This window comes from Rhodobium orientis (assembly GCF_003258835.1).
Lineage (GTDB): Bacteria > Pseudomonadota > Alphaproteobacteria > Rhizobiales > Rhodobiaceae > Rhodobium > Rhodobium orientis.
Map to the genome: position 1 here is coordinate 1 of NZ_NPEV01000027.1, position 15,804 is coordinate 15,804.

Here is a 15,804-nt window from a genome sequence, read left to right on the forward strand (position 1 = left end):
CGGCCTCCTCCGCCTATCCATGCCAAAAGTGTCAACCATCTCCCCGAACGCTGTAAGCCATCTCCCCGGGACATACATCGAGCCCGGGGTGACGGCAGAGTGTGCCGGACAGAAGGAAGCCCAATCGAAGCCGCAAGGCTTCGCAAGGCCAACCGGCCGCCGGCGCCCATGCGCCGCCCCCGCGGAGGCCAGCGAGCGTCAGCGAGCGCTCAGCCGTGAGCGAAAACCTAAGGCGTGATCACCACCTTGCCCTTGACCCGGCGTTCGCGGATTTCGCTCAAGGCCTCCGGCACCTCGTCGAGCAGGTAGGTGGCGTGGATGTGCGGCTTGAGTGCGCCGTCCGCGACCATGCCGAGGAGCCGGGAAATGCTCTCCCGGTGCCGGTCCGGGTCGCGGGCCACCGCCTCGCCCCAGAACACGCCGCGAACGTCGATGCCCTTGAGGAGGACGAGGTTCAGCGGGATCTTCGGGATCTCGCCGGAGGCAAAGCCGATGACGAGGAACCGGCCGCCGAAGGTGAGTGCCCTCAGCGCCTGCTCCGCGTGGTCGCCGCCGACCGGGTCGTAGACGACATCGACGCCGGCCCCGTCGGTGAGATCCTTCAGCCGCTGCTTCAGGTCGCCATCGGCGTAGTTGACGAGGTCGTCGGCGCCGAGCGAGCGGCAGAAGTCGAGCTTGTCCTCCGACGACGCACAGGCGATGACGCGCGCGCCGAGGATCTTGCCCAGTTCGATCGCCGCCTGGCCGACGCCGCCGGAGGCGCCGAGCACCACCAGCGTCTCGTCGGGCTGCAGGCTGGCGCGCTCCTCCAACGCATGGAGCGTCGTGCCGTAGATGATGATGAGGCCAGAGGCGGTCTCGAAATCGACGCCGTCCGGCAGCACGATGAGCTGGTCCTCCGGCGCCACCACCTTCTCCCGGCAGCAGCCCCAGCCGAGATAGCCGACGACCCGGTCCCCGGGCTTCAGCCGGTCGACGCCCTCGCCGACCGATTCCACCGTGCCCGCCATCTCGCCGCCCGGCGAGAACGGCAGCTCCGGCTTGAACTGGTATTTGCCGCGGATGATCAGCGTGTCGAAGAAATTGAGCGCGGCCGCATGCACCCTGACCACGGCCTCGCCGGGACCGGCGACGGGCTCGTCCACATCGGCCAGCACCAGGTGGTCCTCGCCGCCATGCTCCGTGCACAGAACCGCTTTCATGAACCCCTCCCCCGCCCGATCCGGAACGCACTCCTGGTTGACAGCGCCGCCCCGCCGGCTATGCAACCACGCCGATGGCCGGAAATCCGCCACGGGCGGCGGACCGGCACCCCAATCTGATAGCATGGGCGTCGATTCGCCGGAAGCCGGCAGCGGCCGGACACCTGCGGTCGCAGCACCCTCAGGTCCTACGCGAAAGAGAAGCAACGGAAGCGATGACGTCGAAACCCCCGCGCGGCTATTTCGCCATCGGCGTTGAGGGCCTCTCCAAGCCCGGCAATCTCGGCAATCTGATGCGCACGGCGCACGCCTTCGGCGCCGCCTTTGCCTTCACGGTCGATGCCGACCGGGCGCTCGGGCGGACCGGATCGGACACCTCGCGCTCGGCCCAGCACATGCCCTATTTCGCCTGGCCGAGTGTCGGCGAGATGGACCTGCCGGCCGGCTGCAAGCTCGTCGGCGTAGAACTTCTCGACGATGCGGTGGAGCTGCCGAGCTTCGGCCACCCCTTGCGCGCCGCCTATGTGCTGGGTTCGGAGGCCGGCTCGCTGTCGCCTCAGATGGTGGAACGCTGCGACCACGTGATAAAAATCCCGACCGCCTTCTGCATCAATGTGGCGACCGCCGGCGCCATCGTCATGTACGACCGCGTCCGCACCATGGGACGGTTCGCCGAGCGGCCGGTCGCGGCCGGAGCGCCGAGCGAGGACCTCGCGGCCCATGTCCACGGCAAGCCGCGCTTTCGCTCCGGACGGCGGCCGGAGACGATCTTCCAGGCGAAGAAGCAGCCGCCCGATGCCGGCGAAAGACGGGAATAGCGCGTGTCCCCGGAGAAGGAGACCGGGTCTGCAGGAACGCGCAAGGAAGGCTTCAAACGGTGACGCGCCCGGTCGCGCCGCAGTCACCCGCTGCCGTCGGCGTCGCCAAGCGCATTGCGCAGGCGCCCGAAGGCGAGCCGGATGCGCGATTTCACGGTGCCGAGCGGCAGGCCGGTGCGGTCCGCGATGGCGCCGTGCGAAAGCCCGTCGAAGAACGACAGCCGGATGAGGTCGACCTGTTCTTCCGGCAGGTCGGCAAGCGCGGCCCGCACCCGGCGATCACGCTGGTCGGCGTCGATGAGCGTTTCCGGGTCGGGATCGCCTTCCGGAATCAGCAGCGGATCGTCGGACGGAAGGTCCGCGTCGCTGCCGCGGCGCAGGATGTCGATCCGCCGGTTTCGCGCGACCCGGAACAGCCAGGTGGAGAGCGTCGCCTTCTTGCGGTCGAACTGGGCGGCCTTGCGCCACAGGGTGACCATGACCTCCTGGGTGACCTCTTCGGCAAGCCCGGCCTCGGCCCCGATTCGCATCAGATACGCCTTGATCCTGGGGGCGAAGTGGTCGAACAACTCCGTGAACGCGTCGCGGTCGCCGTCGCGAGCCACCCGTTCAATCAGGTCGGCGAAGTGTTCCTGTCTACTCACAACGGTCATTTTGGTTTTTGTTGCAGGTTGTGCCGGTGCCCCCTTCCGTTCCACCCGCCCCCGGCCGGAACGGCATCTCAATCCGGGGCGATGTCTTCACGTCTGCTGAACGATCCTTTATGACAAACTGTCGCCCGATTTGTTGTCGACAGCCTCTGACGCAACGACCTTAGAGCGGTGAACGTCCATTTGGAACAGCCTCCTAAAGGGGAATTGACACGTGAAACGCTCAAGGCTGACGTGACGCTGCAGCGCCGGGGATAAAATTATCGTTAAGGGAACATTAAATTTCCCGTCCGCGGCAGCCGGCCGCCTCCCGCCCGAGAACCGGCCGGCCGGCCCGAAAAACGCCTAAAATGCGCGCCACTGACGCAATGAATTGGTAACGCTTTCTTGAGGAAACCGTGGAAACGTGACGGTGACCCAATCGAACGAGCAGGAACAAAGCGGAACGATATGATGAAATTACGCTTAGCGGCCCTGGTCGCAATTGTGACCGTAGCTCTGTCGAGCGGCGCTCAGGCGCAGTCCTCCCGTGTCTTGTCCAAGCACAATGACTGGGAGGTCCGCACCTATTCCGATTCTTCCGGCAAGGTCTGCTACGCACTGTCCGTGCCGAAGCAGAAGCTGCCCGGTCCGCCGGTCGACCACGGCGACGTCTATTTCTTCGTCAGCACCCGTCCCGGTCAGAACGTCAGCAACGAGCCGTCGATGTTCGTCGGCTATCCGTTCAAGACCGATTCCGACCTCAGCGTCGACGTAGACGGCACCAGCTTTTCCATGTTCACCAAGGGTGACGGGGCCTGGGTGGCCAACGCCGCCGAAGAACAGCGGCTGGTCGGCGCCATGAAGGCGGGCTCGCGGATGACGGTGAAGGGCGTTTCCCAGCGCGGCACGAATACCAGCTACAGCTATTCGCTGTCCGGCATCACCGCGGCGCTCGACGCCGCGACGAAGGCCTGCAACTAGCCGAAATGCCGACCGCCCGCTGGGCGGAGCCCTTCAAGGTCGCCGCCTCTGGCACCATATGGCGGCTTTGGGCTATGATCGGCCGAAGACATTGAGACGGGCGACGGGCCGATGGCCGCGTCGCTCGTTTTCGTGTTGCCGCAAGCCCCTCTTTCGCAGACAGACGCCAGCCGGACAGACCGCAAACGATGACCGAGACCGCATCCGCATCCCTTCCCGAAACGCCGCCGGCCGCAACGGCCGAGCGCCTGAGCCTCGTCGGCCTCGACCGCGAGGAACTGGGCGAGGCGCTCCGCCAGGTCGGCGTGCCGGAGCGTCAGGTGCGCATGCGCGTCGCCCAGCTCTGGCACTGGATCTACCTGCGCGGCGTCGACGATTTCGCCGCCATGACCAACATCGCCAAGGATTTGCGGACCCGGCTCGACGCCGCCTGCAGCATCGCCTATCCGGAAATCGTCAGCGAACAGGTCTCCGTCGACGGCACCCGCAAATGGCTGCTGCGCTTTCCCCCGGCCGGCGCGGGGCGCCCGGTCGAGGTCGAGACCGTCTATATCCCCGAGGAAGGCCGCGGCACGCTCTGCGTTTCCAGCCAGGTCGGCTGCACGCTGAATTGCGCCTTCTGCCACACCGGCACCCAGAAGCTGGTGCGCAATCTTTCCGCCGGCGAGATCGTCGCCCAGATCCGCCTTGCCCGCCATCGCATCGGCGACTTTCCGGACGCGGCAACGCCGACCGGGGCCATCGTTCCGGGCGAAGGCCGTCTTGTGACCAACATCGTCATGATGGGCATGGGCGAGCCGCTCTACAATTTCGACAACGTGAAGAAAGCCCTCTTCATCGCCTCCGACAATGAAGGCCTCGGCCTGTCGCGCCGGCGCATCACCCTGTCGACCGCCGGCGTCGTGCCGATGATCGAGCGCACCGGCGCGGAAATCGGCGCCATGCTGGCGATCTCGCTGCATGCCGTACGCGACGAGCTGCGCGACGTGCTGGTGCCGATCAACAGGAAATACCCGATCGCCGAGCTGATGGAGGCCTGCCGGACCTTTCCGGGCCTTTCCAACGCCCGCCGCATCACCTTCGAATACGTCATGCTGAAGGGCGTCAACGACAGCCCCGAAGAGGCCCGCGAGCTGGTCCGGCTGCTGAAGGGCATTCCCGCCAAGATCAACCTGATCCCGTTCAATCCCTGGCCGGGCTCGGCCTATGAGTGCTCCGACTGGGAGACGATCGAGACCTTTGCGGCCATCGTCAACCGGGCCGGCTACGCCTCGCCGATCCGCACCCCGCGCGGCCGCGACATCCTCGCCGCCTGCGGCCAGCTCAAATCGACCTCGGAGCGCCTTCGCGCCCGCGAGCGCATGGCCATGGAGGCGATGATCGCGGGAACCGGGGCATGAGGCGCATCTTCGCCATCGTCCTGAGATCCCTCTGGGTCATCGTCGTCTACCTGATTGCCGCCTATGTGGCCGGCGCCGTCGTCACCCTGTCGGCCGGCACCGAATGGGCGGCCTTGCGCGACCCCTATCTCGACCCGACGACGGCGATGATCGAGACCGCCCTTCTCGTCGGCCTTGCCGGCTCCTACCTCGGCGCCGCCTTTCTGATCCCGGCGACGGTCGCCATCATCGCCAGCGAAATCTTCAGCGTCCGCGGCGCCCTCTCCCACCTTCTCGGCGGGCTTGCCGTTGCCGCGGTCTCCAGCGTGACGACCAACATCGTGCCGCACACCCATGTCTCGGCCTTCCGGGCCTGGGAGCTGCTGCTTGCCGCGGGCGTCCTGGCCGGCGCCGTCTACTGGCTGCTCGCCGGCCGCAATGCCGGCAAATGGCAGAAGGTTGGAAATAGGCCGCAAGCGGCGCAGCAAAACCACGCCGGCGAAGGCGTTTGATTCGCCTTTACCAAGCCACCGGCGAATAAACGAAGCGGCCGGAAATCCGCCAGCCCTGCCATTCCCAGCTTCCCGACATCTCCATTTCAGGACTGCCCGCGTAAGGCGCCATCGGGACCGAAAACGGCGGCGTGCCGAAGCCGGGCAGCGTGCCACCCTGTCCCCAGCCATTGCCGCCATAGCCGCCAAATCCGGGAGAACCGTTGAGCCCGCGCGGCATCATCTCGGCCGTTCCAAAGGGTGGCGCCGGCACTTGATAGATCGGTCCGGGTTCGCCGTTGACGGTGCGCTGGCAGGTCATGACGGGGGTCGCCGGCATCTGCAGGCAATGGGTCTGGCGGATGCCGGCCGCATCGCCGCTCATGGTGCCGGTCATGCGCATGCGCGCCGGCGACCAGATATGCTGCAGGCTCATCTCGTAGCGCACGGTGCCTTCCGTCGGCATGAAGGAGGGCCGGGACCAGCCCTGCGCCAATGCCGGCAGGCTGAAGAAAACGACGTGGCCAAAGACCGCCAGGGCGAGGACGGCCATGGCAATTTCCCGTTTCATCACCGCCCCCTTTCCGTGCGTCCCTATGCGCGGACTCCAGCTATCGTTCGGGCCATTGGACTGCATCGGCGCCTGAAGGCATCCGCTCCGCTACTGCGCGGCCTCTGCCCGCTCGACCAGGTCCTCCGCCTGCGGCAGAATCCCTTTCACCAGCACCTCCACGCCCTCAGGGTTGGGGTGGATGCCGTCGGCAAGCTTAAGTTCCGGCTCGTCGGCGACGCCGTCAAGGAAAAACGGGTAGAGCAGCGTGCCATAGTCTTCGGCCAGCCGGCCAAAGATCGGATCGAACCGGGCCGCATAGTCCTTGCCGGAACTGCCCGGCGCGACCATGCCGGCGATCAGCACGGCCATGCCCCGCTCCTTCGCCTTGTCGAGGATGCCGCGAAGGGCCCGCTCGGTCTTTTGCGGATCGATCCGGCGCATGGCGTCGTTGATGCCGAGTTCCAGGATCAGCCCGCTGGCATCCTCCGGAACGTAGCGCTCGAAGCGGGAGAGCCCGCCCGAGGCGGTGTCGCCGGTCACCCCGGCATTGACAACCGAAACGTCCTTGCCGCCGGCACGAAGGGCGGCCTCGAGCCGGGCCGGAAAATCCCTACCGGCAGCAAGGCCGTAGCCCGCGACGAGGCTGTCGCCGAGGACGACGATCTTGACGGGCCCATCCGCCAGGGCGTTGAGGGGGGCAAGCAGCACGCCGATGACGACGAGCACAAAAAGTCTGGGAAAGCGCATGCGGAGGTCCTTTTTGTTTCGTTGAGACCACTCGGCCCGGCGCTCCACGGGAATCAGAACCGCCGGCCGGCGCCGACACCCGTAGCACATGGGATACCCCGCCCCGGCGCGGCCAGTCGCCCCAAGCGCCCGCCGCAATGCCCCCGATCGCCCCGCGCCCGGCGTCAGCCCTTGGCCCGGGCGATCAGCTCTTCGACCTTCGGCAGGATGCCCTTCACCATCAACCGAACCCCGTCGACATTCGGGTGCATGCCGTCGTCCTGGTTCAGTTTTGGCTGCGCGGCGACGCCCTCAAGGAAGAACGGGTAGAAGACGGCGCCGTATTTCTCCGCCAGCTCCGGATAGATCGGATCGAACGCCGCCTGGTAGTCCGGCCCCATATTCGGCGGCGCCAGCATGCCGGCAAGCAGCACCGGCAGCCCGCGGGCCTTGGCCTTCTTGAGGATGTCCTCCAGCGCCGCGCGGGTCTTGTCCGGATCGATGCCGCGCAATGCGTCATTTGCCCCGAGTGCGACGATCAGCGCATCGGCATCCTTGGGCACCGACCAGTCGAAGCGGGCAAGCCCGCCGCTGGAGGTATCGCCGGAGACCCCTGCATTGACCACCTCCACGTCGTGGTTGCGCCCGCGCAGCGTCCCCTCCAGAAGCGTCGGAAAGCCCTTTCCGGGCGGCAGGCCGTAACCCGCGGTGAGGCTGTCGCCGAGTGCGACGATCTTCACGCGCTCCTCGGCCAGGGCGTTGAAGGTGGCAAACAGGATGCCGAGGATCGATAGAAAGACAATCGGTTCGGAGCGCATCGGATTTCCTTGATCGAATTGAAGCCTTACGGCCGCCGCCCCATATGGCAGGGCATCCGCCCTGAACCGCGCCCGCTCTCATCTACCTGAATATAGGACACCGCCCCTTGGATCGGCCAGTCACCGAAGAAGTAACCGATAGCGTGATCGAACTCGACAAGGTGCACCTGACGCTGGGCTCCGGCGCCAGCCGGGTCCATATCCTAAAAGGCGTCGACCTTGCCATCAGGGACGGCCAGTCGGTCGGTATCGTCGGTCCCTCCGGCTCCGGCAAGTCGACGCTGCTGATGGCGATGGCAGGCCTTGAGCGCGCCGACAGCGGCCGGATCGTCGTCGCGGGAGCGGATCTGACGAAGCTCGATGAGAGCGCGCTCGCCCGGTTCCGCGGCCGCAATATCGGCATCGTCTTCCAGTCCTTCCACCTGATCCCGACCATGACGGCGCTGGAAAACGTCGCCGTGCCGCTGGAGCTGCAGGGGGCGCCGGATGCCTTTGAACGCGCCCGCGCCGAGCTGGAGAGTGTCGGCCTCGGTCCGCGCGTTTCCCACTATCCGGCCGAGCTTTCGGGCGGCGAGCAGCAGCGCGTGGCGATCGCCCGGGCCTTAGCGCCGATGCCGGCCATCGTCATTGCCGACGAGCCGACCGGCAATCTCGACGAGGCGACCGGGCGCGAGATCGCCAGCCTGATGTTTTCCGCCGCCGAGGCGCGCAACACCACGCTGGTGCTGGTTAGCCACGACCCGGAACTGGCCGAGCGCTGCGACCGCGTCGTGGAAATGCATTCCGGCACCGTCGTGACGCGCGATGCCGCCGAAGCGGCGCAATAGGCCGGATCTGACATGAGCCGCACCGACACGCCGGTCATAAGCACGCCTTCCTATGCCATCGCCTCGCGCTTTGCCTTTCGCGAGCTGCGCGGCGGCCTGAAGGGCTTTTACGTCTTCCTCGCCTGCATCCTCCTTGGCGTTGCCACCATCGCCGGCGTCGGCTCGCTCTCGCGCGCCATGACGGAAGGCATCGCCGCGGAGGGCCAGACCATCCTCGGCGGCGACCTTGCCTTTTCCATCGTCCACCGGGAAGCGACGCCCGAGGAACGCACGTTCCTGGAAAGCCTCGGCAATATCTCCGAGGTCGCGACGCTGCGCGCCATGGCCCGCGTGCCGCAAGAGGATAGCGATGCCAACCGACAGGCCCTCGTCGAGGTCAAGGCCATCGACGGCCCCTACCCGCTCTACGGCACCCTCGACCTCGAAGACGGCGGCAACGTCCACGACCGCCTCGGCGCGGCCGGAAGCAATGCGGACGGCACGATCTGGGGTGCGGCGGTCGACCCGACCCTGCTCGCCCGGCTCGGGCTTCAAAAAGGCGACACCCTCTCCCTCGGCCGCACCACGCTGAAGGTCACCGGCGTCATCGCCGGCGAGCCGGACTTTTTGGGCTCCGGCGCCGCCTTCGGGCCGCGCCTGATGATCGGGCGCGAGGCGCTCGATGCCTCGACCCTCATCCAGCCCGGCAGCCTGGTGCGCTGGCGCTACCGGGTGAGGCTGGCGGAGAACCGCGTCGCCAGCGAGGCGGAAATCGCCGCCGCCACCGAGCGCGCCAAGGAGCGCTTTCCGGACGCCGGCTGGCGCATCCGTTCCCGCGCCAACGCCGCGCCGGGCCTTTCCGTCAACATCAAGCGCCTCGCCCAGTTCCTGACGCTGGTCGGCCTCACCGCCCTCGTCGTCGGCGGCGTCGGCATCGCCAATGCGGTGCGCTCCCACCTCGACGGAAGGCGCGAGGTCATCGCCACCTTCAAATGCCTCGGCGCGGACGGCGATTTCGTCTTCAAGGTCTATCTGGTGCAGATCCTGGCGATCGCGCTCATCGGCATCGCAGTCGGCCTCGTAATCGGCGCCATCCTGCCGAATGTGGCCGGCGCGCTGCTCGCCGACATATTGCCCTTCAAGACCGCCTTCGGCGTCTATCCGCGCGAACTGCTGCTGGCGCTCGTCTACGGCGTGCTGACGACGCTGACCTTTGCCGTCTGGCCGCTCGGACGCGCCCACGACGTCCCGCCGACCGCCCTTTTCCGCGACCACGTTGCCGCCAGCCGCACGCTGCCGCGCTGGCGCTATGTCGTCGCAACGGGCGCTGCCGTCGTCGCCCTGACGCTGATCGCCGTCACCCTTGCCGAGGACCGGCGCATCGCCCTCATCTATGTCGCGGCGACCCTCGTCGCCTTCGCGATCCTGAGGCTCGTCGCCGTCGGCGTCATGGCGCTCGCCCGCGCCGTACCGCGGCCGCGTCGCACCGAGCTCCGGCTCGCCGTCGCCAACATCCATCGCCCCGGCGCGCTGACGCCGACCGTGGTGCTGTCCCTCGGCCTCGGCCTTGCCCTCATCGTCACGCTCGCCCTGATCGACGGCAATCTGCGCCGCGAGCTCACCTCCGACCTGCCGGAGCAGGCGCCGAGCTTCTTCTTCATCGACATCCAGACCGCCGAGGTCCCCGCCTTCGAAGAGCTGCTTGCCCGCGTTGCGCCGGACGGAAAGCAGGAGCGCGTGCCGATGCTGCGCGGCCGCATCACGAAGCTGAACGGCACCCCGGCGAGCGAATACGAGGCAGAACCCGGCGCGCGCTGGGTGCTGCGCGGCGACCGCGGCATCACCTACGACGCCGATCCGCCCCGGAACACCGAAATCCTGTCGGGCACCTGGTGGCCGAAGGATTATCAGGGCGAGCCGCTGGTCTCCTTTGCCGCCGAGCTTGCCGGCGAACTGGGCCTCAAGGTCGGCGACACCATCACCGTCAACGTCCTCGGTCGCGAGATCACAGCGCGGATCGCCAATCTGCGCACGGTCGAGTGGCGCTCGCTGTCGATCAACTTCGTCATGGTGTTCTCGCCCAACACCTTCGCCGGCGCGCCGCACCCGCATCTCGCCACCCTGACCTTCCCGGACGGCGGCACGCGCGAGAAGGAAATGGCGGTGCTGCGCGCCGTCAGCGATGCCTTCCCGACGGTGACGGCGGTGCGCGTCAAGGACGCGCTGACCATGGTCAACGACCTCGTCGGCAAGCTGGCGCTGGCTATCCGTTCGGCCGCCAGCATCACGCTGATCGCCAGCGTCCTAGTGCTCGCCGGCGCACTCGCCAGCGGCCACCGCCACCGCATCTACGACGCCGTCATCCTGAAGACCCTTGGTGCCACGCGAATGCGCCTGATCGCCGCCTTCGGCCTGGAATATCTGCTGATCGGCCTTGCCACCGCCATCTTCGGCGTCGTTGCCGGCGCGCTCGCCGCCTGGGCGGTGCTGACCGGGGTCATGAACATGGGCTTCACCTTCCTGCCGGAGGTCGCCGCGACCTCGGCCTTGGGCGCCCTCATCGTCACCCTCGCCTTCGGCCTGTTCGGCACCTGGCGGGTGCTCGGCGAAAAACCGGCACCGGTGCTGCGCAATCTTTGATCGCGGCCGGCGCCGCTGGCACGTCTCTAACTATCTGGTCTCGCGAAAGAAAAAAGGTTACGGCCAGGACCGCTTTCAGCTTTGGATCACCACAGTGAAAAGCTTTCGCAAATGTAATGCGCGAAAGCCTTGTCCCCGGCTCCCATCGAAACCATATTGGGAGAGAAGTCTCGGGAACCCCACGTTTTCCGGGCAAAGTTTTCTGAGCCATTCTGGAGAGGAATCGAATGACTCCCAATCAAAATCCCTATGCCCGTTTCGGCACGGCGACTCGTGCGGACGCGGCCATCGACGCCGGCCTGCGGTCCTACATGCTGCAGGTCTACAACTACATGGCCATCGGCCTTGTGATCACCGGCATTGCGGCGCTCGCCATCTTCAACCTCGCCGTCACCGGCGACGCCGGCAGCGCCGCCGTGATCAACGGCTCGCCGGTCATGGTCAAGCAGGGCGTCTTCCTGACGCAGCTCGGCCTTGCCCTCTATGCCAGCCCGCTGAAGTGGGTGGTGATCCTGGCGCCGCTCGCCATGGTCTTCTTCCTCAGCTTCCGCGTTCACAAGATGAGCGTCAGCGCGGCGCAGACGACGTTCTGGATCTATGCCGCCCTCGTCGGCATCTCGCTGTCGTCGATCTTCCTGGTCTACACCAATGGCTCGATCGCCCGCGTCTTCTTCATCACCGCGGCGTCCTTCGGTGCGCTCAGCCTTTACGGCTACACCACCAAGAAGGACCTTTCCGGCTGGGGCTCGTTCCTGTTCATGGGCCTGATCGGCATCATCATCGCCTCGCTGGTCAACTATTTCCTCGCGTCACCGGCGATGCAGTTCGCGATCTCCGTCATCGGCGTCCTCGTCTTTGCCGGCCTGACCGCCTACGACACCCAGCAGATCAAGGAGATGTACTACGAGGGCGACGACAGCGCCGTCGCCGGCCGCAAGGCCGTGATGGGCGCGCTCAGGCTCTACCTCGACTTCATCAACATGTTCATCATGCTCCTCAGCCTGTTCGGCAACCGCGAATAGCGGCATCACGGACCACGATGGATACGATCAAGGGCGCGGATTTCCGCGCCCTTTTTCGTTGCGCCCGAGAGCTGCGCCGGGAGCGATTTTCCGCCGGCAAAAAACTTGCTAAGGAAGGCGGCCTTCCCCTGGAGCCGCCATGCAGATCCGCCCGGCCACCACCGACGACCTTGAAGAAATCACCCGCATCTACGGCGAGGCCGTCGCCACCGGCACCGCGTCCTTCGAGCTGACGCCGCCGGACGTCGTGGAAATGGCGATGCGCTGGAGCCGGCTGACCGATGCCGGCTATCCCTACCTGGTTGCGGACATCGACAGCACCATCGCCGGCTACGCCTATGCGGGCGCCTATCGGGCACGACCCGCCTATTACGGCACGGTGGAGAACGCGATCTATGTGGACGCCGCCTTCCGCCGACGCGGCGTTGCCCGCGCCCTGATGGAGGCCGTCATCGCGGCCGCCACGGAGCGGGACTTCCGGCAGATGATCGCCGTCATCGGCGACAGCGGCAACAAAGCCTCCATCCGCCTGCACGAGACCTGCGGCTTCCGCCACATCGGCACCTTCAGAAGCGTCGGCTACAAGCACGGCCGCTGGCTCGACACGGTCCTGATGCAGCGGGAGCTCGGCGAGGGCGACGGGACGCCGCCGGGGAACTGACGGGAGCGTGCCTACGCACGCGCCATGGTCCGCCTCGTCATGCTTTGGCAGCGGGTTTCGGGCACTCCCCCGCCCTTGCCCTCTGAAGTAACCCGGGTCCAAGAGCGCTTCTTGTAGCGACTTTTAACGTCCATTCCAGTACGATACGCCGGTAATAGCCAGCAAAAGCCGCTACTGGATTGCTTCGCTTCGCTCGCAATGACGTTGAGATTCCTGTGGAATGTCAGCGTCATTGCGAGGAGGCCGCAAGGCCGACGCGGCAATCCATAGGGCGCGTGCTATGCACTCAACCGCGAGCGCCACCCCTACTCCACCAAACTGAGCCGCGCCTTCTTCTCGAACACTCTCAGCACATTGGCGAGGTCGTGGCCGCGCTTGAGAATCGCGCCGCCGGCGGCAACGACGCTGTAGGCGCCCTGGCGCCGGGCCAGCTTCGGGTTCTTCTCGATACGGTAGAGCGGCATTTCGCTGGTCCGCCGGAAGATCGAAAAAACCGCCCTGTCGCGCAAATGGTCGATGGCGTAGTCGCGCCATTCCCCCTCCGCGACCCGGCGGCCGTAGAGCCTGAGGATCAGATCCAGTTCCTTGCGGTTGAAGGATATCTGTATCGGCTGCTGCTGTGCGCTCCGGGCGGCGGCGGGAAGAAGTCTGCTGCCGCCGTATCGCTCGCTTGGCTCGACGTCGCTCATTGCGCCTCCCTGCGGTCTTGCTCGACGCATGATCGCGGGCTTGGCGAAACGTTTCAAGAGAGGATTGTTCGCCGGTTAGCAAAACAGTTATAAAAAATCACAGTTTCGCCAGAATCCAGCCCTTGCGAAACCACTTTGGACCCCCACATTGAGATTGTTGCCTCAGACGGCCCGGTTCGGCGAGGACTTCGGAAATTTCAGCCCCCCAGCCCCCCGGGGTCGTGCGTTGAACCGGGCCACTCTTCGACGGCAACACCAATCCCCGAACAAGACCTTCAAGCAGGCCGGCCCGTCGCCGGCCCTTTTTTATGGCCGCCGGCACCGCGCCGCGGATCCGCCGCCCGCGCTTGATTTTCCGTTCCCCACAACCGATATCTCAGCCCGTCGCCGCGCCCGCGCAGGAAAGCTCTAGGCTGCGCCGGAGCGCGCCCGTTTTTCGATTTTTTCAGACAGCCAAACCGGAATGACCATGAACGAGACCAAAGACACAGAGACCGCTGGCACCGCCGAGACGCTGAGCTTTGAGGCCGAAGTCTCGCGCCTGCTCCATCTGATGGTGCACTCGGTCTATTCCAACAAGGACATCTTCCTGCGCGAGCTGATCTCCAATGCGGCCGATGCCTGCGAGCGCCTGCGGCACCTGTCCGTGACCGACGCCAGCCTCGTCGCCGATGATCCGGCCTTCCGCATCCTGCTCGCCGCCGACAAGGAGGCCGGCACGCTGACCGTTGCCGACAACGGCATCGGCATGGACCACGGCGAGCTGATCGCCAATCTCGGCACCATCGCCCGCTCCGGCACCCGCGCCTTCCTGGAGGGCCTGGAAAAGACCGAGGACCGCAGCGCCCTCATCGGCCAGTTCGGCGTCGGCTTCTATGCCTCCTTCATGGTCGCCGACAAGGTCGAGGTGGTGAGCCGGCGCGCCGGCGACGACCGCGCCTGGTCGTGGAAATCCGACGGCCTCGGCACCTTCACCGTCGAGGAAGCGCCGCTGGAAGCCGCGCCCGCCAGGGGCACACGCGTCGTCCTCCACCTCAACGAGGAGTCCAGGGACTACGCCAAGGAAGGCACCATCGAGCGCATCGTCCGGGAATACTCCGCCCATGTGCCGATCCCGATCGTGCTGGCGCTGGGCGGAGAGAGCGGCGGTGAGGGCGAGGAGCGCCAGCTCGCCGACGGCTCGGCCCTGTGGCGCAAGCCGAAATCGGAGGTCAAGCCGGAGGAGCTGAAGGATTTTTATGGCCATATCGGCGGCCAGTACGACGACCCGGCGATCACCGTCCACTACCGGGCCGAAGGCCGGCAGGAATATTCCGTCCTCCTCTTCGTGCCCTCGTCGAAGCCGTTCGACCTGTTCGATCCCAACCGCAAGGGCCGGGTGAAGCTCTATGTCCGCCGCGTCTTCATCACCGACGATGCGGAGATCCTGCCGCCCTGGCTGCGCTTCGTGCGCGGCGTTGTCGACAGCGACGACCTGCCGCTCAACCTTTCCCGCGAGATGCTGCAGAACAATCCGGTGCTCGACGCCATCCGCCGCGGCGTCACCAACCGGGTGATTTCCGAACTGGAGAAATGCGCGGAAAAGGACGCCGAGACCTACGCAAAGGTCTGGGATGCCTTCGGCCCGGTCATCAAGGAAGGCATCTACGAGGACCCGGAAAAGCGCGACGCCCTCTTCAAGCTCGCCCGCTTCCGCACCACGAAATCCGGCGACGGCTGGCGCACGCTTGCCGAGATCGTCGCCGATCTGAAGGAAAACCAGACCGCGCTCTACTATGCGCTCGGCGACGACCTTTCGACCCTGAAGAGGAGCCCGCACCTTGAGGGCTACCGCGCCCGCGATGTCGAAGTGCTGCTGCTCGCCGATCCGGTCGATGCGTTCTGGGTGAGGACCGCCCTCGGCTATGACGGAAAGCCGTTCCAATCGGTGACGCAAGGGGTGGCCGACCTCGACAAGATCGCCCTTCCGGAGGACGAAAAGCCGAAAGAGGAGGCCGCCGAAGCCGGCGAGACCGCGTCCCTTGTCACGGCCCTGAAAGCCAGCCTCGGCGAAGCGGTCAGCGACGTGCGCGCCTCGGAACGCCTGTCGCAGAGCCCGGTCTGCCTCGTCGCCCCCGATCTCGGCTACGACCGCCAGCTCGAAAAGCTGCTCGCCCAGCAGGAGGGCGCGATGCTCTCCAAGCCGATCCTGGAGATCAACCCGCGCCACGCCATGATCAAATCGCTGGCGGCCAAGACGGCGTCCGGCGACAAGGCGGCAGCCGGCGAAGCGGCGGAGCTCCTCTTCGGCCTTGCTCGCATCCTCGACGGCGAGGCCCCGGCCGACCCGGTGGAGTTTTCGGCAAAGCTGACGGCGCTGATGACCGACCGGTTCGCGGGATAGGGA

At 66.3% G+C, this 15,804-nt stretch carries 15 protein-coding genes; 9 read left to right on the plus strand and 6 right to left on the minus strand.

Translation table 11 applies throughout. The annotated features are described in order from the left end of the window. Positions 1 to 227: 227 nt before the first annotated feature. Complete coding sequence (locus CH339_RS12990; protein ID WP_111434791.1) at positions 228 to 1,202, minus strand: NADPH:quinone oxidoreductase family protein; 975 nt, start codon at positions 1,200 to 1,202, stop codon at positions 228 to 230. 215 nt (positions 1,203 to 1,417) lie between these two features. Between CH339_RS12990 and CH339_RS12995 the strand changes: the two genes are divergently transcribed. Next, the gene (locus CH339_RS12995; protein WP_111434792.1) at positions 1,418 to 2,020 is read left to right on the plus strand and encodes a TrmH family RNA methyltransferase; all 603 of its coding nucleotides are present in this window, start codon (positions 1,418 to 1,420) and stop codon (positions 2,018 to 2,020) included. Positions 2,021 to 2,103: 83 nt separating this feature from the next. Here the strand turns inward: CH339_RS12995 and CH339_RS13000 are convergent, their stop codons facing one another. Then, a complete protein-coding gene (locus tag CH339_RS13000) occupies positions 2,104 to 2,673 on the minus strand; it encodes a sigma-70 family RNA polymerase sigma factor (protein WP_111434793.1) in 570 nt (189 codons plus the stop codon). 531 nt (positions 2,674 to 3,204) lie between these two features. Here CH339_RS13000 and CH339_RS13005 point away from each other — a divergent pair. From CH339_RS13005 to CH339_RS13015, 3 genes are all read left to right on the plus strand, one after another. Continuing rightward, positions 3,205 to 3,633, plus strand: coding sequence for an invasion associated locus B family protein (locus tag CH339_RS13005; RefSeq protein WP_306461177.1), 429 nt, complete (start codon positions 3,205 to 3,207; stop codon positions 3,631 to 3,633). A 188-nt stretch (positions 3,634 to 3,821) separates the two neighbouring features. Next, positions 3,822 to 5,033: a dual-specificity RNA methyltransferase RlmN gene (gene rlmN / locus CH339_RS13010; RefSeq protein WP_111434795.1), complete on the plus strand. Its 1,212-nt coding sequence runs from the start codon at positions 3,822 to 3,824 to the stop codon at positions 5,031 to 5,033. Continuing rightward, a complete protein-coding gene (locus tag CH339_RS13015) occupies positions 5,030 to 5,524 on the plus strand; it encodes a hypothetical protein (RefSeq protein ID WP_111434796.1) in 495 nt (164 codons plus the stop codon). The genes rlmN and CH339_RS13015 overlap by 4 nt, the downstream gene beginning before the upstream one ends. A gap of 7 nt (positions 5,525 to 5,531) precedes the next feature. Here the strand turns inward: CH339_RS13015 and CH339_RS13020 are convergent, their stop codons facing one another. The 3 genes from CH339_RS13020 to CH339_RS13030 form a co-directional block, all read right to left on the minus strand. Further along, positions 5,532 to 6,074, minus strand: a complete 543-nt coding sequence (locus tag CH339_RS13020) for a hypothetical protein (RefSeq protein WP_146610171.1) — start codon at positions 6,072 to 6,074, stop codon at positions 5,532 to 5,534. 90 nt (positions 6,075 to 6,164) lie between these two features. Beyond that, positions 6,165 to 6,803, minus strand: a complete 639-nt coding sequence (locus CH339_RS13025) for an arylesterase (protein ID WP_111434839.1) — start codon at positions 6,801 to 6,803, stop codon at positions 6,165 to 6,167. A 164-nt stretch (positions 6,804 to 6,967) separates the two neighbouring features. Continuing rightward, entirely contained in the window at positions 6,968 to 7,600 is a 633-nt protein-coding gene (locus CH339_RS13030) for an arylesterase (protein WP_111434798.1), read from the minus strand. 143 nt (positions 7,601 to 7,743) lie between these two features. On the opposite strand from CH339_RS13030, the gene CH339_RS13035 reads away from it, so the two are divergent. From CH339_RS13035 to CH339_RS13050, 4 genes are all read left to right on the plus strand, one after another. Continuing rightward, entirely contained in the window at positions 7,744 to 8,427 is a 684-nt protein-coding gene (locus CH339_RS13035) for an ABC transporter ATP-binding protein (protein WP_201240899.1), read from the plus strand. A 12-nt stretch (positions 8,428 to 8,439) separates the two neighbouring features. Beyond that, positions 8,440 to 11,046 (plus strand): ABC transporter permease, encoded by a 2,607-nt coding sequence (locus CH339_RS13040; RefSeq protein ID WP_111434800.1) that lies wholly within the window; start codon positions 8,440 to 8,442, stop codon positions 11,044 to 11,046. Between the two features lie 227 nt (positions 11,047 to 11,273). Beyond that, entirely contained in the window at positions 11,274 to 12,068 is a 795-nt protein-coding gene (locus tag CH339_RS13045) for a Bax inhibitor-1/YccA family protein (protein ID WP_111434801.1), read from the plus strand. Between the two features lie 139 nt (positions 12,069 to 12,207). Beyond that, positions 12,208 to 12,729 carry a GNAT family N-acetyltransferase gene (locus CH339_RS13050; protein ID WP_111434802.1) on the plus strand — a complete coding sequence of 174 codons (522 nt, stop codon included), beginning with the start codon at positions 12,208 to 12,210 and terminating at the stop codon, positions 12,727 to 12,729. 305 nt (positions 12,730 to 13,034) lie between these two features. Here the strand turns inward: CH339_RS13050 and CH339_RS13055 are convergent, their stop codons facing one another. Further along, positions 13,035 to 13,418: a DUF2794 domain-containing protein gene (locus CH339_RS13055; protein WP_111434803.1), complete on the minus strand. Its 384-nt coding sequence runs from the start codon at positions 13,416 to 13,418 to the stop codon at positions 13,035 to 13,037. Between the two features lie 463 nt (positions 13,419 to 13,881). Between CH339_RS13055 and htpG the strand changes: the two genes are divergently transcribed. Next, positions 13,882 to 15,801, plus strand: coding sequence for a molecular chaperone HtpG (gene htpG / locus CH339_RS13060; protein WP_420825920.1), 1,920 nt, complete (start codon positions 13,882 to 13,884; stop codon positions 15,799 to 15,801). The last annotated feature ends 3 nt before the right edge of the window (positions 15,802 to 15,804 follow it).

Bases quoted from the DNA above. Each gene is read 5' to 3' on its own strand.
- CH339_RS12990 (WP_111434791.1), bottom strand. From the start codon at position 1,202: ATGAAAGCGGTTCTGTGCACGGAGCATGGCGGCGAGGACCACCTGGTG.
- CH339_RS13015 (WP_111434796.1), top strand. From the start codon at position 5,030: ATGAGGCGCATCTTCGCCATCGTCCTGAGATCCCTCTGGGTCATCGTC.
- CH339_RS13040 (WP_111434800.1), top strand. From the start codon at position 8,440: ATGAGCCGCACCGACACGCCGGTCATAAGCACGCCTTCCTATGCCATC.
- CH339_RS13050 (WP_111434802.1), top strand. From the start codon at position 12,208: ATGCAGATCCGCCCGGCCACCACCGACGACCTTGAAGAAATCACCCGC.
- CH339_RS13025 (WP_111434839.1), bottom strand. From the start codon at position 6,803: ATGCGCTTTCCCAGACTTTTTGTGCTCGTCGTCATCGGCGTGCTGCTT.
- CH339_RS12995 (WP_111434792.1), top strand. From the start codon at position 1,418: ATGACGTCGAAACCCCCGCGCGGCTATTTCGCCATCGGCGTTGAGGGC.
- CH339_RS13055 (WP_111434803.1), bottom strand. From the start codon at position 13,418: ATGAGCGACGTCGAGCCAAGCGAGCGATACGGCGGCAGCAGACTTCTT.
- CH339_RS13000 (WP_111434793.1), bottom strand. From the start codon at position 2,673: ATGACCGTTGTGAGTAGACAGGAACACTTCGCCGACCTGATTGAACGG.
- CH339_RS13045 (WP_111434801.1), top strand. From the start codon at position 11,274: ATGACTCCCAATCAAAATCCCTATGCCCGTTTCGGCACGGCGACTCGT.
- CH339_RS13020 (WP_146610171.1), bottom strand. From the start codon at position 6,074: ATGAAACGGGAAATTGCCATGGCCGTCCTCGCCCTGGCGGTCTTTGGC.
- htpG (WP_420825920.1), top strand. From the start codon at position 13,882: ATGACCATGAACGAGACCAAAGACACAGAGACCGCTGGCACCGCCGAG.
- CH339_RS13030 (WP_111434798.1), bottom strand. From the start codon at position 7,600: ATGCGCTCCGAACCGATTGTCTTTCTATCGATCCTCGGCATCCTGTTT.
- rlmN (WP_111434795.1), top strand. From the start codon at position 3,822: ATGACCGAGACCGCATCCGCATCCCTTCCCGAAACGCCGCCGGCCGCA.